Genomic DNA, 19,626 nt, shown 5'->3' with positions numbered 1-19,626 from the left:
CCCCTACTCCTGGCGGAGCCAGACGACGCCGAGCGGGGGGATCTGCAGGGCCGCGGAGGCGACCATGCCGTGCCAGGGCACGTCCTCGGCGTGCACAGCGCCCAGGTTGCCCACCCCGGAGCCGCCGTAGTGGCGGGCGTCGGTGTTGAGCACCTCGGCCCAGGTGCCGCCGGCCGGTAGCCCGATCCGGTAGTCGTGCAGCGGCTGGGCGGAGAAGTTCGCCAGGCAGACCAGCGTCGAGCCGTCCGGGGCGATCCGGACGAACGACACTGTGTTGTTGGCGACGTCGTCGCCGGCGATCCAACGGAAGCCGGCCGGTTCGGTGTCCTGCGCCCAGAGCGCCGGGGTGTCGCGGTAGATCCGGTTGAGGTCGCCGACCAGGCGCTGCACTCCGGCCCGGGCCGGGTCGTGCAGCAGGTACCAGTCGAGGCCGCGCTCCTCGCTCCACTCCCGGTCGTCGGCCAGCTCCGAGCCCATGAAGAGCAGCTGCTTGCCCGGGTGCGCCCACATGTACGCCAGCAGCGCCCGGACGTTGGCCAGCCGCTGCCAGGTGTCGCCGGGCATCTTGCCGGCGAGTGAGCCCTTGCCGTGCACCACCTCGTCGTGGCTGATCGGCAGCACGTAGTTCTCGCTCCAGGCGTACGCCAGGGAGAAGGTGAGCTGATGGTGGTGGTGCTGGCGGTAGATCGGGTCCTTCGAGGTGTAGAGCAGGGTGTCGTGCATCCAGCCCATGTTCCACTTGAATCCGAAGCCCAGCCCGCCCTCCGCGGTGGATCGGGTCACCCCGGGCCAGGCGGTGGACTCCTCGGCGATCATCACCACGCCGGCGTGGTGCTTGTAGACGGTCGCGTTCACCTCCTGCATGAACGCGAGGGCCTCCAGGTTCTCCCGGCCGCCGTACTGGTTGGGGGCCCACTCGCCGTCCTTGCGGGAGTAGTCCAGGTAGAGCATCGAGGCGACGGCGTCCACCCGGAGCCCGTCGACGTGGAACTGGTCGCACCAGTAGAGCGCGTTGGCGACCAGGAAGTTGCGTACCTCGCGCCGGCCGAAGTCGAAGACGTACGTGCCCCAGTCGGGGTGTTCGCCGCGCCGCGGGTCGGGGTGCTCGTAGAGCGGGGTGCCGTCGAAGCGCGCGAGGGCCCACTCGTCCTTGGGGAAGTGCGCGGGCACCCAGTCCAGGATCACGCCGACGCCGGCGGCGTGCAGCTGGTCGACGAGGTGCCGGAACTCGTCCGGGTCGCCGAACCGGGAGGTCGGCGCGTAGTAGCCGGTCACCTGGTAGCCCCAGGAACCGCCGAACGGGTGCTCCATCACCGGCAGGAACTCCACGTGGGTGAAGCCCAGCTCGGTGACGTACGCGGTGAGCTGCTCGGCCAGCTCGCGGTAGCCCAGCCCGGGCCGCCACGAGCCGAGGTGCACCTCGTAGACGCTCATCGGCTCCTGGTGCGGCCGCCGCTCGGCCCGCCGGGCCAGCCAGTCGGCGTCGGACCACCGGTACGTCGAGTGGTGCACCACCGAGGCGGTGGCGGGCGGCACCTCGGCGTACGCGGCGAGGGGGTCGGCCTTGTCCCGCCACTGCCCATCGGCGCCGAGGACCCGGTACTTGTAGCGGGACCCCACCCGGGCGTTGGGGACGAACAGCTCCCACACCCCGCTGGAGCCGAGCGAGCGCATCGGCCAGCCGTCGTCCGGCGACCAGCCGGTGAAGTCGCCGACCACCCGCACGCCGTGGGCGTTGGGCGCCCAGACGGTGAACGCCACCCCCTCGTCGAAGACCCGGGCGCCGAGCGCCTCCCACAGCCGCTCGTGCCGGCCCTCACCGATGAGGTGCAGGTCCAGCTCCCCGAGGGTGGGTGGGTAGCGGTACGGGTCGTCGTGGGTCGCCCCGTCGACCTCCACCCGGTAGTCGAGGACCTCGCCGGGCAGCACCGTCTCGAACACGCCCGCGTCGTGCACCCGCTTCATCGGGTGCCGGTCACCGTCGACCAGGACCGCGGCGTCGCCCGCGCCCCGGCGCAGCGTGCGGATGGTGGTCCGCCCGTCGGCGGGGTGCGCGCCGAGCAGCGCGTGCGGGTCGTGCGTCACGCCGGTGATCAGCTGGTCCATCGAGGATCCTTCGGGGCGGGAGCGGTCGGCGCGGTGCCGCCGGAGAGGTCGGCGGGAACGTCCGCGACCGTGAGGGTGGCCGGGACCGTGGCGACGGGCGCCGGCGCGCCGGGCGGGGTGGGTCGGCGCACGGTCAGCACGTGCGCCGGTTGCAGGTACGGGTCGAGCCGGACCGCGTTGCGCTGTCCCCAGTCGTAGCTGGTGCCGGTGAGCTCGTCGTGCACGGTGAACCGCTCGTGCCAGTCGAAGCCGAGCGCCGGCATGTCCAGCGTGGTGTTGCCCCACTGCACGGCACGCGGGTCGAACGAGCAGATCACGATGACCGTGTTGCCGGTCTCCGGGTCGTGTTTGGACCAGCAGAGCAGCGCCGGGTTGTCGATCTCGTGGAAGCGCAGGTTGCGTAGCTGGTGCAGGGCCGGGTTGTTCCGGCGTACCCGGTTGAGGGTGGCGATGAACGGGGCCAGCGAGCGGCCCTGCGCCTCGGCGCCGGCCCAGTCCCGGGGGCGCAGCTCGTACTTCTCGTTGTCCAGGTACTCCTCGGCGCCGGGGCGGGCCACGTGCTCGAACAGCTCGAAGCCGGCGTACATGCCCCAGGACGGGGAGAGCAGCGCGGCCAGCACCGCCCGGATCTTGAACATCGGCGGGCCGCCGTGCTGCAACGACTCGTGCAGGATGTCCGGGGTGTTCGGCCAGAAGTTGGGCCGCATGTAGTCGGCCGCCGCGAGCAGCTCCTGGCAGTACTCCCGCATCTCGGCCGCCGTCGTGCGCCAGGTGAAGTAGGTGTACGACTGGGTGAAGCCGATCTTGCCAAGGCCGTGCATGATGGCCGGCCGGGTGAACGCCTCGGCCAGGAACAGCACGTCCGGGTCGACCGCCTTGACCTCGGCGATCAGCCAGTGCCAGAAGTCGAAGGGCTTGGTGTGCGGGTTGTCCACCCGGAAGATCCGGACGCCCTCGCCGACCCAGTGCAGCACCACCCGCAGCACCTCGGTCCGGATGCCCTCGGGATCGTTGTCGAAGTTGACCGGGTAGATGTCCTGGTACTTCTTCGGCGGGTTCTCCGCGTACGCGATGCTGCCGTCGGCCCGGGTGGTGAACCACTCCGGGTGCTCGGTGACCCACGGGTGGTCCGGCGCGCACTGCAACGCCAGGTCCATCGCCACCTCCAGGCCCTGCGCCGCCGCGGCGTCGAGAAAGGCCCGGAAGTCTGCCGGCGTACCCAGATCGGGGTGGATGGCGTCGTGGCCGCCCTCGGCGGCGCCGATCGCCCACGGCGAGCCCACGTCGTCGGGCCCAGCGGTGAGCGCGTTGTTGCGGCCCTTGCGGTTGACCCGGCCGATCGGGTGGATCGGCGGCAGGTAGAGCACGTCGAAGCCCATCGCGGCGACACCGGGCAGCCGCTCGGTGGCGGTGGCGAAGGTGCCGGACCGACCGTTCGTCGCCCCTTCCGAGCGGGGGAAGAACTCGTACCAGGCGGAGTAGAGGGCCCGCTTGCGGTCAACCCAGAGAGAGTACGTCTCACCGGCGGTGACCAGCTCGCGCACCGGGTGGGCCCAGAGCAGGTCGGCCAGGGCCAGCGCCGGGTCGACCCGCTGCGGCAGGGTCAGGTCGGTGTCGACCAGCGCGGTGAGCGCCGCGGCGACCCGGGCCCGGTCGGCGGTCGGCACCAGGGCCCGGGCGGCGGCGAGCACCCGCTCGCCCTCGGCCAGGTCGTTGGCCAGGTCCTCCGGCCCCTGCCCGGCGGCGATCTTCTTGGTCACCGCGTTCTGCCAGGTCAGGTACGGGTCCTGGAACGCCTCGACATGAAAGGTCCAGGAGCCGACGGCGTCCGGACGGAGGACGGCATGCCAGCGGTCCTGGCCGGGCTCACCGGGGCGCATCCGGGTGAACGGCCTGGTGGTGCCGTCCGGGCCGGACCACACCACGTTGCAGCCGAGCGCGTCGTGCCCCTCCCGGTAGGCGCGCGCCGACACCGGAACGGGCTCGTCGACCACCGCCTTGGCCGGGTACCGCCCGCACGAGACGACGGGGGAGACGTCTTCGATCGGGAACCGTCCAGTCACCCCGCCAACCTACTGCGCGAGATCCGTTCGCGCGCGGCCAAGCACACCAGGTGCCGCTCCCGTATCGAGGCGACCCGGATGCGGCGGTTTCCGGATGCGGCGGTTTCCTGAAACCCGTGTCGATCTAGGCCGGGCGAGAGGCCGCAACGACGTCAGGCGGGCGGCTTCGGGGCCACGAACGAGCCCTTGCCCTGGTGCACCTCGATCCAACCCCGCTCATCCAAGATCCACAGAGCCCGCTTGATCGGGTTGTCCGACGAGTTGTACTGGCGGGCGAGTTCAGCGATGGTCGGCAACTTGTCGCCGGGCTTAAGAACTCCTAACTCTTTGAGCGTTGGAGTCGGCGCCAGCAGATGATGGCGCAGGCGAGGGTGAGGAAGGCTTCGTGGATGTCGTCGCGGATCTCCCAGCGGATGCGCAGGCGGCGGAACCAGTGCAGCAGGGCGATGGTCTGCTCGACGACCCATCGTCGGGTGCCGAGGCCAGAGCCGTGGTCGACGCCGCGTCGGGCGATGACCGGGGTGATGCCCTTGGCCCGCAGATCGCGGCGGTAGCAGTCGTAGTCGTAGCCGCGGTCTGCATAGATCCGCTTCGGTCTTTGTCGGGGTCGACCTCGAATGCCTCGCAGGGGCGGGATCTTCTCGACCAGGGGCATCAGTTGGGTGACGTCGTGGCGGTTGCCGCCGGTCAGGCTGACAGCGAGGGGGATGCCACCCGCATCGGTGATGACGTGGTGTTTCGAGCCTGGCTTGCGGCGGTCGACCGGGCTCGGGCCGGTTTTGGGCCGCCCTTGAGCGCCCGGACGTGGGAGCCGTCGATCACCGCCCGCGACATGTCCAGTTGATCGGCGGCCCGTAGTTTGCCCAGGAGGACCTCATGCAGCCGTTGCCACACGCCGGCGTCGTTCCAGTCCCGCAGCCTGCGCCAACAGGTCATCCCCGACCCGAAGCCGAGCTCCTGGGGCAGGTACTCCCACGGGATCGCCGTGTAGAGCACGAACAAGATCCCGCACAACACCTTGCGGTCGTCGAGGGGCTTGCGTCCGGGGAACCGGTGCCGGCGTGGTGGACGGGGCGGCAGCAGCGGCTCGATCTCAGCCCACAGGTCGTCCGAGACGATCCACGGCGGCTGGTCACCTCTCCTCACGGCCGAGCACTCTAGTCGACCATCCGATAAGGACGGACGGCCCCTAGGTCATTCTGTTAGGAGCTCTAAGGGTGCCGCTTCGGATTGACGTCGTGATGTCATCGACGACCTGCTCGTAGACAGGCTTGCGGGGCATGGTGGGACCACCTCTCGTCAGCCTGTACAGAGTCTCACCACGCGCGACACAGTCTGGACCCTGTGTTGACTCTGGCTACTTAGGGTCCTAAGTTGGATGGTGTAGGAGGTCCTCTCGTCAGCAGCGGAGTGCCTCATCGCAGGCGGGGTGGTTTCCCGTGTCATCCCGCCCCTGACCCGCATCCCCCATCACCGATCACTCCCAGCACCCACTACCTCCATCACTCACCATTTCGTCGCGCCGCGAGGAGGCACAGGTGGACGAGCGTTTGCCGGACGGGCCGCTGCCGCCCGCGTACCCCGTTGCCGGGGCGCGGCCTCCGCAGCCGGATGGGGATCGGGTGCCCGGTCCGCCCTCGCCGACGCGGGCGCCGCTCACCCGGCGGCAGTACACCTACGGCATCGCGATCGCGGTGGTCGTACTCGTGCTGCTCGTGGTTGGGGTCCTGCGGTGAGCGCGACGGGCCGGCGGTGAACGAGCTGCCGGTGGGTCGCCGGGTCGCGCAGTGGCGGGTACGCAGGAACATGACGCAGCAGCAGTTCGCCGACCGGCTCGGTAAGTCGAAGAGTTGGGTGGACAAGGTCGAGCGTGGGGTACGCCGGTTGGAGCGGGTGTCCAACCTCCGGGAGGTCGCCGAGACGTTGCGCATCGATGTGGAGGTCCTGCTGGCGGCCCGGCCCGTGCGGCCGACTCCGGTCGCCGCGGGGGTGGACGGGATCCGGACGGCGCTGGCCCGGTACGACCTGTCGGGCGCGGACCGGCCGCCGCTGGTCGAGGAGTTGCGGGCCCGGCTGGAGCATGCCGAGCAGAGTTATCGGCATGCCCGGTACCCGGCGTTGCTGGCACTGCTGCCCGGCCTGCTCGACGCCGCCCGCGAAGCGCACGCCGCTCGCCCGGGCGCGACGGACGCGCTGCTCGTGTCGGTGTACGCGCTCATCGCGCTGGTGCTGGTCAAGGTCGACCAGGGGGAGTTGGCCTGGCTGGCCGCCGACCGTGGGATGACCGTCGCCCTGGCGAACCGCGATCCGCAGGTGGCCGCCGTCGCTACCGTGTCCCTGAGTCAGGCCCTGCGGTCCCGTGGTCGACGGCGGTCCGCCCTGGACGCCGCGCTCGTCGCCGCTGACCGCATCGGTGCGCATGATTGCTCCGGGGCCAGCGTGGCGCTGCGCGGGACGCTGTTCCTTCAGGCAGCCCTCGCCGCCGCAGGCGGGGGAGACGAACGCCTCGCCCGCCAGTCATGCGACCAGGCCGCGAAGATCGCGCGAGACCTCGGCGCGGACGGCACCGCTGCCCGTGCGGCTGTCGCTGCCGTTGCCGCTGACCCTGGCTCTGGCGGTGCAGGCCCTGGCGGTGCGGGCTGTAGGGGTGCGGGCTGTGGGGGTGCGGTCTCGGGCGGTGCGGTCATTGGTGTCGGGGGTTTCGGCCGGGCGGCGGTTGAGGCGGCCTGGGTGGTTGCCGACGCGGCCCTCGGCGACGTCACCACGGCGACGGCCCGGCATGAGCGGCTGGTGGCCGGCGACGAGTGGCGGTGGCTGCCGCCCGAGCACCGGGCCGCGTACCTCCTTGATGTGGCCCGCGCGTATGCCCTGGCCGGCGACATGCGCCGCGCGGGCCAGACGGTCCTCGACGCGGAACGCACCGCCCGCAGTGAGGTGCACGACCGGCCTGCGGTACGGAAACTGGTCGCGGTCGTGTGGCGGTCCGCCGACGCGCCGTCCGGCCTGGCCCAGCTCGCTGCCACCCTCCACGCCACGTGACGCACCTCCGTCCCACGTGTCAGGCTGCCCCGCATTGTCTGCGCCGCGTTTGGGCAGCCCGGCAGGGACCGGAGCCGAGCGCCCACAAAGGTGGCAGGTCGACACCACACACACTCCAGCGGCGGACAGCGGACAGCGGACAGCGGTCACGGACCGGCGGACACCGACCGGCCGGGCAGCGGGCAACCCGTCGTTGGCTATCTGCGTCGGTGGTAGTGGTTGCGGCGGGGGAGTTGGTCGGGGTCGAGCCAGGCGGGTGGCACGAATTCGGGGTGGCCGTCGCCGCCGAGCCGGACGGCCCAGTCGCCGTGGTGCAGGTGTCGGTGGTGGTGGCCGCAGAGCAGCACCGCGTTGTCGAGGCTGGTGTCGCCGCTGTCGGCCCAGTGCCGGATGTGGTGGCCCTCGCACCAGCGCGGTGGGCGGTCGCAGCCGGGAAACGCGCAGCCCCGGTCGCGCAGCACCAGGGCGCGTCGCAGCGGACCGCTGATGAGGCGGCGTTGCCTACCCACGTCGAGGACCTGGCCGGTGCTGCCGAGCGCGGCGGGCAGGATGCTCGCGTCGCAGGCCAAGCGGCGCACGGCCTCGGGCGTGAGGTGCGGGCCGATGTCGAGAACGCCGGTGCCCAACTGGCGGGTCAACTCGTCGTAGCTGGTGGTGACGACGACCTGGGCGAGGTCGCCACCGTTCCCGGGTAGCTCACCGGTACGAAGGGCGAGCCGGCACACGTCGGCCAGAGCGTCGTGGCGGCGTTGCCCGGGGGTGCGGGCGTCGTCGAGGCCAGTGGGCGAGGTGAGCGGGTCGATGGCGGCACGCAGCGCGGCGGCGGTTTCGGTGTCGAGGATGCCGCTGAGGCGTAGTCGGCCGTCGGTCTGCTCGTTGATGGTGAGGTGTCGGTCCCGGACGGCGCGCGACTCCTGCGCCCGCAGCGCCGCCTCGGCGGCGGCGTCGGCGAGGTCTGGGGCGACGTGGTCGAGGATCCGGGTGCCGAGCTTGCGGAGCAGGGCGGCGTCGAACTGCGCCGCCCATTCGACGAGGACGCCGACAGCCTTGTCGGCGGCCTCCGTGCCGGCGGTGGCGTGGACGATCTCGACCGTATCGGCGATGACCCGGACCTGCTCCACGTCGACCGCTCCGCCGGCCAGCGCGTCCCGCACGCCGGGGCGGGGCGGCGTCGAGGCTCGCGGCCAGCTCGACCAGGCGGCGGGCGGCGCCGACGCCGAGGCGTAGCCGGTCCCGTAGCCACACGGCTGTGGAGGACGCGCCCTGCGCGGTCGCGGTGCCGCGGCCGTCCAGCTCGCGTACGAGGGTCACCTTGACTGCCGCCACGCGCTGCTCCAGGCGATGCGTCGCCTCCAGCGCCGCCACAAGATCGCGCTCGCTGGCAGCCCAGACGGGCATGTCGAAGCAGGCCACCACTGCGGCCTCAGCCTGCTCCAACGCATCGATCACGATTGGAGACTAGAACACCTGTACGACACTTTCCGGCCTCGTCGTGCGGTCCGGTCGAAGCGGATCACCGAGCCGACTGTGACGTAGCCTGCCGCCATGGTCGAACGGGTGAAAGTCGCGGTCGTTGGTGTCGGTAACAACACGTCGGCACTTGTGCAGGGGCTTGCTCTGTACCGCCAGAGCGGCAGCCTGGTCGGAATCCGCAGGCCGATGATCGACGGGCTCGGGGTGGGCGACATCGACGTCGTGGCGGCATTCGCCACATCCGAGGAGAAGATCGGTCGGGACCTTACCGAGGCGATCTTCCTGGCGCCCAACAACTTTCCCCGGCTGAACTGCGACCTGCCCGGAGCAGGTGTGCCCGTCACGAAGGGCCTTGTCGACGCGACCGAGGTGGCGCGGGTGGTGGCGGCGCTGGCGGGGGCGGAGGTGCTGCTCTACTCGGCACCGAGTGGCCGGCCAACGACCGCCCAGGCGTATGCCGAGGCAGCTCGCACAGCGGGTGTCGCCTTCATCAACACCACCTCCGACCCGGTAGCCCGCGATCCGCAGCTGCTGGACAGCTTCGAAGCGGCCAATCTTCCGTTGCTCGGCGACGACCTCGCGAGCCAGTTCGGCACCTCGGTGCTGCACGACGCGCTGCTGCGGCTACTCGCGGACCGGGGCCTCACCCTGGTCAGTTCCTACCAGGTCAATCTGGGCGGCACCGAAGACTTCCGCAACCTGGTCGAGAACCCCAATACCAAGAAGCAGTCCAAGCTCAACGCCCTGTCGGCGGCTGACACGGTCGAGGTGGCCCCGCTCGGATACCTGCCGCATCTCGCGTCGCAGAAGGTGGCTCACCTCAACCTTGAGGCGCAGGGTTGGGGCGAGACCGCGGTGAGCCTCGACGTGAAGCTGAAGGTGCACGATCCCAGTGGTGCCGCCGGGGTCAACATCGACCTGATCCGCATCGCAGCCAGCGCGCTACGCAACGGCCGTGGTGGTCATTCCGCCGAGGCGGCGTCGTTGCTCAAGTCGCCGCCGGGGACGGCGATCTGAGGCCGGCGGTGATCAGGGCTCGCCCCCTCAGGCCGCGCCTACGGAGCGGTAGACATCCAGGGTCTGCCGGGCGATGGCATCCCAGGAGAAGTGCTGCACCGCGCGCTGCCGGCCGGCAAGGCCGAACCGCTCGGTACGCGCCGGGTCGCTCAGCAAGGTGTTGATCGCGGCCGCCAGGTCGGCCACGAAGCGGTCCGGGTCCAGCGGGGTCCCGGAACCGTCGGTGGCCTGCTCGATCGGCACCAGCAGACCCGTCTCGTCGTCGGCGACGACCTCGGGGATGCCGCCGGTCGCGGTCGCCACCACAGCCGTCTCGCAGGCCATCGCCTCCAGATTGACGATGCCCATCGGCTCGTACACCGACGGGCAGGCGAAGACGGTGGCGTGGGTGAGCACCTGGATCACCTCGGGCTTGGGCAGCATCTCGGCCACCCACACCACGCCGGAGCGGTTGGCCCGCAGCTCGGCGACCAGCTCCTGGACCTCGGCGGCGATCTCGGCGGTGTCCGGCGCTCCGGCGAGCAGCACGAGCTGGGTGTCCGCCGGCAACTCCCGGGCGGCCCGCAGCAGGTAGGGCAGCCCCTTCTGCCGGGTGATCCTGCCTACGTAGACCACGCTGGGTCGGGCCGGGTCGATGCCGAGCCGGTCCAGCACGTCGGTGCCCTGATCCGGGGCGTACTGAATGGTGTCGATGCCGTTGTAGACCACCCGGACCCGGGACGGGTCGATCTGCGGGTACGCGGTGAGCACGTCGTTACGCATCCCCCCGCTGACCGCGATCACGGCGTCGGCGGCCTCCATCGCGGTGCGCTCGATCCAGGAGGAGAGCGCGTAGCCGCCACCGAGCTGCTCGGCCTTCCACGGCCGCAGCGGTTCCAGGCTGTGCGCGGTCACCACGTGCGGCACCCCGTGCAGCAGCTTCGCGGTGTGCCCGGCCAGGTTCGCGTACCAGGTGTGGCTGTGCACCACGTCACTGCCGGCCGCGCCGGCGGCCATCTCCAGATCGACGCCCATCGTGCGCAGCGCGGCGTTCGCGCCGGTCAGGCCGGGCGGTTCGGTGTACGCGGTGACCCCCGGCTCGGTACGCGGCAGACCGAAGCAGTGCACCCGTACGTCGGCCAGGCCGCGCAACTCCCGGGCCAGGTACTCGACGTGCACTCCGGCGCCGCCGTAGACCTCCGGCGGGTACTCCCGGGTCAGCAGGTCGACGCGCAGCGGGGTGGGTTCCGTCATGACCCCGCACCCTAGTGCAGAAGACTCCCCGTACGAGTGGTGAAGTGCGGCGAGGGTGGATAGCGTCGTGGCATGGCTGCCAAGGTGCTCGCGATCGTCCTGGCGGGTGGGGAGGGCAAGCGCCTGATGCCACTCACCACGGACCGGGCCAAGCCGGCCGTCCCGTTCGGCGGGATGTACCGCATGGTCGACTTCGTCCTCTCCAACCTGGCCAACGCCGGCTATCTCAAGATCGTCGTGCTGACCCAGTACAAGTCCCACTCCCTCGACCGGCACATCACCAAGACCTGGCGGATGTCCACGCTGCTCGGCAACTACGTCACGCCCGTTCCGGCGCAGCAGCGTCGCGGCCCCTGGTGGTTCGCCGGCTCCGCCGACGCCATCTACCAGAGCTTCAACCTGATCAACGACGAGCAGCCCGACTACGTGATCGTCTTCGGCGCCGACCACATCTACCGGATGGACCCGCGGCAGATGGTGGAGGACCACATCGCCTCCGGCGCCGCGGTGACCGTCGCCGGCATCCGCCAGCCGCTGTCGATGGCCGACCAGTTCGGCGTCATCGAGGTCGGCGAGGACGGCCGGCGCATCCGGGCGTTCCGGGAGAAGCCCACCGACGCGGTCGGCCTGCCCGACGCACCGGACGAGATCTACGCCTCGATGGGCAACTACGTCTTCACCACGCGCGCGCTCTGCGAGGCCGTCGAGCGCGACGCGGAGGACAAGACCAGCAAGCACGACATGGGCGGCAGCATCATCCCGATGCTCGTCGAGCGGGGCGAGGCGAACGTCTACGACTTCCGGGACAACGAGGTGCCGGGCAGCACCGACCGGGACCGGGGCTACTGGCGGGACGTCGGGACGCTCGACTCGTTCTACGACGCGCACATGGATCTGATCAACGTGCACCCGGTGTTCAACATGTACAACTTCGACTGGCCGATCTACACGGAGCAGCCGCCGTGGCCGCCGGCGAAGTTCGTACACCAGTGGGGGGAGCGGGTCGGCCGCGCGGTCGGCTCGATGGTCTCCCCGGGCGTGGTGATCTCCGGCTCGCTGGTGGAAAACTCGATCGTCTCGCCGAAGGTGCGGGTGCACTCCTGGGCGCACGTCGAGGGTTCGGTGCTGATGGAGGGTGTGGAGATCGGCCGGCACGCGGTGATCCGGCGGGCCATCCTGGACAAGAACGTGTTCGTCCCGGAGGGCGCCGAGATCGGCGTCGACCTGGAGAAGGACCGGCAGCGTTACACCGTCTCGGACAACGGCATCGTGGTGATCGGCAAGGGCCAGAGAGTCGAGCTGTGACCCGGGCCCGCCCGTCGTTGATCCCAGCACCGAGGAGGTAGACCCCCGTGACCCATCCCCGTGCCGGCCAGCCGGCCCAGCCCGCCGACCTGGTCGACGTGCCGCGCCTGGTGACCGCCTACTACGCCGAGCATCCGGACCCAGCGGACCCGGCGCAGCAGGTCTCCTTCGGCACCTCCGGCCACCGGGGCTCCAGCCTGCGCAACGCCTTCAACTCCGACCACATCCTGGCGGTCACCCAGGCTCTCTGCGACTACCGGCGGGAGCAGGGCCTGGACGGCCCACTCTTCCTCGCCCGGGACACCCACGCGCTCTCCGCGCCGGCCGCCGTGGACGCCCTGGAGGTGCTCGCCGCCAACGGGGTCACCGTGCTGGTGGACAGCCGCGACGGCTACACACCCACCCCGGCGCTGTCGCACGCGATCCTCACCCACAACCGGGGGCGCACCAGCGGGCTCGCCGACGGCATCGTCATCACCCCCTCGCACAACCCGCCCGACGACGGTGGCTTCAAGTACAACCCCACAAACGGCGGGCCGGCCGACACCGACGTCACCCGCTGGATCCAGGACCGGGCCAACGCGATCCTCGCCGCCGGGCTCAAGGAGGTCCGCCGGATCACCTACGCGCGGGCCCGGGCCGCCGACACCACCGGGGAGTACGACTTCCTCGCCAGCTACGTCGACGACCTGCCCACGGCGATCGACATCGACGCCATCCGCGACGCCGGGGTACGCATCGGCGCGGATCCGCTCGGCGGGGCGAGCGTGGCGTACTGGGGCGAGATCGCCGAGCGGCACCGACTGGACCTGACCGTGATCAACCCGACGGTCGACCCGACCTGGCGGTTCATGACGCTGGACGGCGACGGCAAGATCCGGATGGACTGCTCATCGCCGAACGCTATGGCGTCGCTGATCGCCGCCCGCGCCGACTACCAGATCTCCACCGGCAACGACGCCGACGCCGACCGGCACGGCATCGTCACCCCGGACGCCGGCCTGATGAACCCCAACCACTACCTGGCGGTGGCGATCAACCACCTGTTCCGCACCCGCGGCGACTGGGGCCCGGCCGCCGCGGTGGGCAAGACCCTGGTCTCCTCGTCGATGATCGACCGTGTCGCCGCCGACCTGGGCCGGCCGCTGCTGGAGGTGCCGGTCGGCTTCAAATGGTTCGTGCCCGGGCTGCTGGACGGTGCGGTCGGCTTCGGCGGCGAGGAGAGCGCCGGCGCGTCGTTCCTACGCCGCGACGGCTCCACCTGGACCACCGACAAGGACGGCCTCCTGCTCTGCCTGCTCGCCGCCGAGATCCTGGCCAGCACCGGGCGCAGCCCGAGCGAGCACTGGGCAGAGCTGGCCGAGCGGTTCGGCGCGCCCGCGTACGCCCGGATCGACGCCCCGGCCACCCGGGAGCAGAAGGCCGTGCTCGGCAAGCTCACCCCCGAGCAGGTCACCGCCACCGAGCTGGCCGGCGAGCGGATCACCGCGACGTTGACCAACGCACCCGGCAACGGCGCCGCGATCGGCGGCCTCAAGGTCAGTACGAAGTCCGGCTGGTTCGCCGCCCGGCCCTCCGGCACCGAGGACGTCTACAAGATCTACGCCGAGTCCTTCCAGGGCCCCGAGCACCTGTCCCGCATCCAACAGGAAGCCAAGGCCCTGGTCGACGAAGTCCTCAGCCAAACCTGATCACACCCCCCGGCCGGCCCGGTCCCTGGTGCCCCCTCCGCGTTGATCATGAGGTTGTTGCCACGACACGCCGCGTCGGGCGGCAATAACTTCATGGTCAACTGCGGGCAGGCGGGGGAGCGGCCCGGGGCCGGTCCTGGGCTGGGGTCGGTCAGCAGGGTGGCGGCAGCTCCCGCTGGCGCCGCCGCAGCTCATCGGGGAGGAGCTCGCTGAGCTGCTCGGGCAGGAACGGCAGGTCGAGCAGGGTCATCTTCAACTGGTTGCGTTCCTGATAGCGCAACGGGTCGAAGCGGACCACCAGGCCGGCGTTGCGGCGGTAGCTGATGTCCACGGCACCCTCGGTCGCCGCGTCCCGGAACACCAACCCGTCCATCTCCACCACGACGGACGACGAGTTGGGCTCCAGCTCCAGCCGGATCTTCTCGTCCGGTGAGAGCACCACCGCCCGGGAGATGCCCGCCATCGGCGCCGACGGCGTCACCACCACCACGTCCGCCGCCGGGGAGATCAGCGGGCCGCCCGCCGCGTAGCTGTACGCCGTGGAGCCGGTCGGCGTGCTGACCACCACCGCATCGGCGCGGTAGTAGCCGTACTGCTGGCCGTCCACCGCGAGAGTGGCGGTGACGAACCCGGACCCCGGCTGGCGGACCAGCGCGATGTCGTTGAACGCCACCACGTCGTCACCGCACACGTCGCAGGCCAGACAGGCGTGCGACTCGATTGTGAAGTCCTTGGACAGCAGCCGGCTCAGCGCCTCGGGCAGCGCCGGCGGCTCGACCTCGACGAGGAACCCCAAGCGGCCCAGATGTACGCCGAGCACCGGCTTCGGGTCGAGGACCGCGGAACGCAGCGCACCCAGCATCGTGCCGTCACCGCCGATGCTGATCAACGCGTCGGCGCGGACAGCCACCTCGTCCTCCGGAACGGGCTCGACGCTGGCCGGTACGCGGTGCTTGTCCTCCGCGCGCACCATCAGCGACTTGTGGTGGCGCGTCGCCCACCGTTCGATGATCCCGACCACCTCGGTGACATCCCGGGTGGGGTGCAGTACGAGACCCAGACCCGACACCCGTACAGCTCACCACATCAGGGGCGGCCGCGCCGGGCGTACACCGAACGTGCGTGCGGTGTACGTCGACCAGGTCCCGCAGGGCACCGCGCCGCGGCCGGCGGGAACGGCTCCGGTAGGTCTCGCTGCTCGGCTCCGGCGACAAGCCCTGGTTGTCCTACCCCCACCCGCTTGTAGCTGCGGTTGCGGTTGAAGTCGACGACGCCGTCATGCGGCTGATCTGCCCGTCGCCGTTGTTGTCGCGCAGGTTCTTACGACGAATCAGCCGGTTGCCTCGGGGTAGGGCTGTAGTCCTAGCCCTCTGGGTTGGCCACCGGCAGAAACAACAGCTCGGTGGCGTCCAGCCTGCCGGGCGGCCGTCCGGCAACGTCCGGGCGTTCCTGGTGACTTCGACCGCGATGAGGCGGCCATCGCCGAGATCTCTATCGGCGCCCCCGGATGCCGGCCCGGGGGCGGGGCCCGATCTTGGGGGACGGTTGTGCCGTATGGGGGTTTCTCTCCTCACGCTGACGCAACGACCGGCGCGATCACCTCGTTGAACGATGCGTCGCGCGGGCCGGCCTGAGTCTTTCCGACTGACCCCGGTGCTCTGGACCGGGTCTGCTGCGGCGCTGGGCGTCGGCGTGGTTGGTGCCGCGGGTTGGACCCGCCGGGTGGAGCGAGCTGAGGAGCGAAATGTCTGTCCAGGTTATTCATATCACCGGTGCCCGGCCGAACTTTCCCAAGGCCGCACCGGTCATCCGAGCGCTCGATGGATGCCACGTACGACAGCAACTGGTGCACACCGGGCAACACTACGACGAGCGGATGTCCGAGGTCTTCTTTCGCCAGTTGGGGCTGCCCGAACCCGAATTGAACCTGGCGGTGGGCTCCGGCAGCCACGCCTTCCAGACGGGCGAAATCATGAACCGGCTGGAGCGCCTGTTCCAGACTGCCCGCCCGGGCCTCGTGGTGGTGTACGGCGATGTGAACTCCACCGTGGCGGCAGCGCTCGTCGCTGCCAAGCTAGGTATCCCTATCGCGCATGTGGAAGCTGGCTTGCGTAGCTTCAACCGATCAATGCCGGAGGAAGTCAATAGGCTGGTCACTGATCGGCTCTCGGACCTGCTGTTTGCGACCAGTCCGGATGCACTGGTGAACCTGGGCAACGAAGGGATCAACGCGGACAGGGTCTTCTTCACCGGAAATCCGATGATCGACACGCTGATGGCGAATCTGCACCGTTTCGACGTCGCGGCCGCCCGTGCACAGCTGTCACTGCCGGAGCGGTATGTGGTCGCCACGCTGCACAGACCGTCGAATGTGGACAATCCAGGCGATGCCGCCGAGTTGGTCAAGGCGCTGCATGCGGTTGCCGATCAGACGCACATCGTCCTGCCCCTGCACCCGCGGGGACGGAACAGCCTCGCCGATGCCGGCCTCTTTCTCCATCCGAATCTGCGGGTGGCCGATCCGTTGGGCTACGTCGAGTTCCTCAGCCTGGTGCGCGGTGCCAAGGCTGTTCTGACGGACTCGGGCGGCGTCCAGGAGGAGACAACCATGCTGGGCATACCATGCCTCACCCTTCGGGACGAGACCGAGCGTCCGGTGACGGTCACCCAGGGGACGAATCGTCTGGTGACGAGGGAGAACCTGGCGGAGGAGGTCCGCGGGGTGCTGGCGGCAGGGCATCGCGCTGCCGGCTGGCCCACGCCGCCGCTGTGGGACGGACGGGCGGGCGCCCGAATCGCCGAGGTGATAGAGCGGTTCGTCGGGACGCACTAGGTGCCTTCACCCAGCAATGAGACGCCCGTCAGGCGTCTGTTTTGTCCAACAAACGCGTTTTTTGCGTGTCCTTGGCGGGCTGGGGTCGTTGGACGGGCGATGGATGGCGTGCTGAGCGGAGGGTCGATGCATGTAGTGATCATGGCTGGTGGTGCGGGGGTGCGACTGCGGCCATACACGTCGACACTTCCGAAGCCACTTGTGCCGATCGGCGAGAGCTACGCCATCCTTGAGATCATCCTGCACCAGTTGGCGGCGTGCGGATTTGCGCAGGTGACGTTGGCCATCAACCATCTCGGTTCCCTGATCCGTGCGTTCGTCGGGGACGGCTCCCGGTTCAACCTCAAGGTGGAGTACATTGAAGAGCGCGAGCCGCTCTCCACTATTGGGCCCCTGTTCGGTATTCGGGACAGGCTGCCGGAGCACTTCCTAGTGATGAACGGCGACATCCTCACAAACCTGGATTACGCCGGTCTGCTCACCCATCACCAGCGATCTGGCGCGCCGCTGACGGTCGCTACATTCCGCCGAACGGTCAAGATCGACTTCGGTGTATTGGAAGCAGAAGGCGACAAGATTATCTCCTTCTCCGAGAAGCCGGTCCTTCAGTACCGGGTCAGCATGGGGGTCTACGGGCTTTCCAAGAGTGCGATCGCGTCCTACCCGCCCGGACGGCCCTTCGGGTTCGACCAGCTTGTGCTGGACCTGCTGGGGAAGGGCGACCCGCCGGCAGGCTACGAATTCGACGGTTACTGGCTTGATATCGGCCGCCCCGAGGACTACGACGAAGCCAACCGGTCCTTTGCGCAGGTGCAGGACATGCTGCTGCCCGTCGGCACGACGCCAGTGGCATGACAAGTGTGCTGATTTTCGGTGCCTCCGGTTTCCTCGGGACCCAGGTGCGGAGGGCAATCGAGGCCGATGCGGACGTCGTCTGTCCTTCTAGGACCGACTGCGATCTCACGACCTGCACGCTCGGAGAGCTACGCGAGCTGGTCGGCTCCGTACGCCCGGCCGCAGTGGTTTGCTGTGCGGGCGCGACCTCCGGTACCGCTACGGAGCTGCTTCTCGGCAACGCCATCGTGGCGGCAAAATTAGTGGACGCGGTGGCCGCGACGGCACCCCGCGCCCGGCTGGTCCGGCTCGGGTCGGCCGCCGAGTATGGGCCGATACCGTTCGGTGCGTCGGTCGACGAGGACGCTACGACGAAGCCGGTTAGCGACTACGGCATCAGTCAGGCGACGGCCACCCGGCTGATCGAGGTGGCGGCGGCCGCCGGTCGGGTGGACTCGGTCGTGCTGCGCGTGTTCAACCCGATCGGTCCGGGTCTTCCACCGACGACGCTGCTCGGGAGGGCGGCGGCGCTGCTCGCCCGGCTCGCCCCCGACGATTCCTTGCGGACCGGGCCGCTCGACGCGTATCGCGACTTCGTCGACGTTCGGGACGTGGCGGCGGCGGTACGAGCTGCGGTCACGATCAAGGCACCCCGAGCTCGCATCCTGAACATCGCCAGCGGGCGGGCCGTATCGGTGCGAGACGTGCTACGTCAGCTGATCGAAACGTCCGGCCTGCAGGTGCAGATTGTGGAGGACCAGCCCCCGTCACCGCGGACGGCGTCGGTTGACTGGGTCCGCGCCGATATCAGCCGCGCAGCCTCCGTGCTCGACTGGACCCCCGCACACGCGCTGAGTGACTCGATTCGAGCCGTCTGGAGCGCCGCGGCGCTCGACCTGGCGGGACTCTCTCCAAGTCGCCCCGGCCGTACCAGCGGTATGCAAGCCCCAGTGCCAGGCATGCAGAAAGAGGAGCAGTTGACATGAGGACGGTTTCTGCCGGTGACACGGTGGTGGTGACGGGCGCCGGAGGATTCATCGGCTCGCACCTGGTGGAAGCTCTCGTGGCAGAAGGGCAGCATGTGCGTGCCCTCGTCCACTACAACGGGGCGGGGACGCACGGGTGGCTGGACATGCTCAGCCCAGACCAGTTGGCGAACGTCGAGGTCCTTGCAGGAGACGTCCGCGATCGCGGCATGACTCAGCGTCTAGTGGACGGGGCTAAAGTCGTCTACCACCTAGCTGCGCTTGGTGGGATCCCGTACTCGTACCTGGCACCCCAGTCATACGTGGACACCAACATCACCGGCACGCTCAACGTGCTGGAGAGCGCACGGGTGGCCGGAGTCGACCGGGTGGTGGTGACTTCCACCAGCGAGGTGTATGGCACGGCCACCACGGTGCCGATGACCGAGGACCACCGTCTGCGTGGCCAGTCACCGTACGCAGCCACGAAGATTGCTGCGGACAAGTTGGCGGAGAGCTACCACCTCAGCTTCGGGCTGCCGGTGGTCACCCTCCGGCCGTTCAACACCTTCGGGCCCCGGCAGTCGACCCGGGCCGTGATCCCGACGATCATCAGTCAGTTGGCGAAGGGACGCGGCGGGGTGGAGCTCGGTGCGTTGACCACAACCCGCGATCTGCTCTACGTGGCGGACACCGTAGCCGCCTTCATCGCCGTCGGAACTGCTGTCGACTCTGCGGTGGTGGGCCGGGTGTTTCAGGCAGCCACGGGGTGCGAGACAGCCATCGGCGATCTGGTCCGACGGATCGGGGCGATGTTCGGCAACCACCCGGAGGTGGTGGTGACTGAGGCCCGGCTGCGGCCTGCGGGATCCGAGGTTGAGCGGCTGGTGGGTGACAGCACGCTGCTCCGGGAGCATACGGGTTGGCAGCCCACCGCCACCCTCGACGACGGGCTCAAGGCGACGGTCGAGTGGTTCCTCGAGCCCGGAAACCTCGCCCGGTACCGGCCGGACCGCGCCGTCTGAGCGCGTCCGCCTGACTATTCACACCCACCTGGACGGCGTCCG

At 69.7% G+C, this 19,626-nt stretch carries 15 protein-coding genes and 1 pseudogene; 9 read left to right on the top strand and 7 right to left on the bottom strand.

Going from position 1 to position 19,626, the window contains the following annotated elements; genetic code table 11:
• Positions 1-3: 3 nt before the first annotated feature.
• From glgB to GA0070607_RS03055, 4 genes are all read right to left on the bottom strand, one after another.
• Positions 4-2,106: a 1,4-alpha-glucan branching protein GlgB gene (gene glgB / locus GA0070607_RS03070; protein WP_089016801.1), complete on the bottom strand. Its 2,103-nt coding sequence runs from the start codon at positions 2,104-2,106 to the stop codon at positions 4-6.
• Positions 2,094-4,169 carry an alpha-1,4-glucan--maltose-1-phosphate maltosyltransferase gene (locus GA0070607_RS03065; protein WP_089016800.1) on the bottom strand — a complete coding sequence of 692 codons (2,076 nt, stop codon included), beginning with the start codon at positions 4,167-4,169 and terminating at the stop codon, positions 2,094-2,096. The genes glgB and GA0070607_RS03065 overlap by 13 nt, the downstream gene beginning before the upstream one ends.
• Before the next feature lie 152 nt (positions 4,170-4,321).
• Positions 4,322-4,519, bottom strand: coding sequence for a winged helix-turn-helix domain-containing protein (locus GA0070607_RS03060; RefSeq protein WP_269458430.1), 198 nt, complete (start codon positions 4,517-4,519; stop codon positions 4,322-4,324).
• A protein-coding gene (locus tag GA0070607_RS03055; protein WP_197701278.1) for an IS5 family transposase occupies positions 4,489-5,288 on the bottom strand; the annotation gives its coding sequence in 2 pieces (ribosomal slippage) (positions 4,489-4,952 and positions 4,952-5,288; 801 coding nt in all). Before GA0070607_RS03055 ends, GA0070607_RS03060 begins: the two co-directional genes overlap by 31 nt.
• A gap of 419 nt (positions 5,289-5,707) precedes the next feature.
• Between GA0070607_RS03055 and GA0070607_RS33170 the strand changes: the two genes are divergently transcribed.
• On the top strand, positions 5,708-5,905 hold the full coding sequence (locus GA0070607_RS33170; RefSeq protein ID WP_231930784.1) for a hypothetical protein: 198 nt from the start codon (positions 5,708-5,710) through the stop codon (positions 5,903-5,905).
• A gap of 16 nt (positions 5,906-5,921) precedes the next feature.
• On the top strand, positions 5,922-7,208 hold the full coding sequence (locus GA0070607_RS03050; RefSeq protein WP_231930782.1) for a helix-turn-helix domain-containing protein: 1,287 nt from the start codon (positions 5,922-5,924) through the stop codon (positions 7,206-7,208).
• Between the two features lie 197 nt (positions 7,209-7,405).
• On the opposite strand, the pseudogene GA0070607_RS03045 reads toward GA0070607_RS03050, so the two are convergent.
• Positions 7,406-8,606 (bottom strand): annotated as a pseudogene (locus tag GA0070607_RS03045) (DUF222 domain-containing protein).
• Between the two features lie 147 nt (positions 8,607-8,753).
• On the opposite strand from GA0070607_RS03045, the gene GA0070607_RS03040 reads away from it, so the two are divergent.
• Positions 8,754-9,698 carry an inositol-3-phosphate synthase gene (locus tag GA0070607_RS03040; protein ID WP_089016798.1) on the top strand — a complete coding sequence of 315 codons (945 nt, stop codon included), beginning with the start codon at positions 8,754-8,756 and terminating at the stop codon, positions 9,696-9,698.
• A gap of 27 nt (positions 9,699-9,725) precedes the next feature.
• On the opposite strand, the gene glgA is transcribed toward GA0070607_RS03040, so the two are convergent.
• Positions 9,726-10,931 carry a glycogen synthase gene (gene glgA, locus GA0070607_RS03035; protein WP_089016797.1) on the bottom strand — a complete coding sequence of 402 codons (1,206 nt, stop codon included), beginning with the start codon at positions 10,929-10,931 and terminating at the stop codon, positions 9,726-9,728.
• 72 nt (positions 10,932-11,003) lie between these two features.
• Between glgA and glgC the strand changes: the two genes are divergently transcribed.
• Complete coding sequence (gene glgC / locus GA0070607_RS03030; protein ID WP_089016796.1) at positions 11,004-12,236, top strand: glucose-1-phosphate adenylyltransferase; 1,233 nt, start codon at positions 11,004-11,006, stop codon at positions 12,234-12,236.
• A 47-nt stretch (positions 12,237-12,283) separates the two neighbouring features.
• The gene (gene pgm / locus GA0070607_RS03025) at positions 12,284-13,927 is read left to right on the top strand and encodes a phosphoglucomutase (alpha-D-glucose-1,6-bisphosphate-dependent) (RefSeq protein ID WP_089016795.1); all 1,644 of its coding nucleotides are present in this window, start codon (positions 12,284-12,286) and stop codon (positions 13,925-13,927) included.
• 151 nt (positions 13,928-14,078) lie between these two features.
• Here pgm and GA0070607_RS03020 read toward each other — a convergent pair whose 3' ends face one another.
• On the bottom strand, positions 14,079-14,987 hold the full coding sequence (locus tag GA0070607_RS03020; RefSeq protein WP_408630887.1) for an NAD(+)/NADH kinase: 909 nt from the start codon (positions 14,985-14,987) through the stop codon (positions 14,079-14,081).
• Between the two features lie 684 nt (positions 14,988-15,671).
• On the opposite strand from GA0070607_RS03020, the gene wecB reads away from it, so the two are divergent.
• From wecB to GA0070607_RS03000, 4 genes are all read left to right on the top strand, one after another.
• On the top strand, positions 15,672-16,760 hold the full coding sequence (wecB, locus tag GA0070607_RS03015) for a non-hydrolyzing UDP-N-acetylglucosamine 2-epimerase (protein WP_089016793.1): 1,089 nt from the start codon (positions 15,672-15,674) through the stop codon (positions 16,758-16,760).
• Positions 16,761-16,859: 99 nt separating this feature from the next.
• Positions 16,860-17,615, top strand: coding sequence for a sugar phosphate nucleotidyltransferase (locus tag GA0070607_RS03010; protein ID WP_231930780.1), 756 nt, complete (start codon positions 16,860-16,862; stop codon positions 17,613-17,615).
• The gene (locus GA0070607_RS03005; RefSeq protein WP_089016792.1) at positions 17,612-18,580 is read left to right on the top strand and encodes an NAD-dependent epimerase/dehydratase family protein; all 969 of its coding nucleotides are present in this window, start codon (positions 17,612-17,614) and stop codon (positions 18,578-18,580) included. The genes GA0070607_RS03010 and GA0070607_RS03005 overlap by 4 nt, the downstream gene beginning before the upstream one ends.
• On the top strand, positions 18,577-19,584 hold the full coding sequence (locus tag GA0070607_RS03000; RefSeq protein WP_089016791.1) for an SDR family NAD(P)-dependent oxidoreductase: 1,008 nt from the start codon (positions 18,577-18,579) through the stop codon (positions 19,582-19,584). The genes GA0070607_RS03005 and GA0070607_RS03000 overlap by 4 nt, the downstream gene beginning before the upstream one ends.
• Positions 19,585-19,626: the final 42 nt, after the last annotated feature.

This window comes from Micromonospora coriariae (assembly GCF_900091455.1).
Taxonomy (GTDB): domain Bacteria; phylum Actinomycetota; class Actinomycetes; order Mycobacteriales; family Micromonosporaceae; genus Micromonospora; species Micromonospora coriariae.
This window is presented reverse-complemented; position numbering and strand designations above follow the sequence as displayed.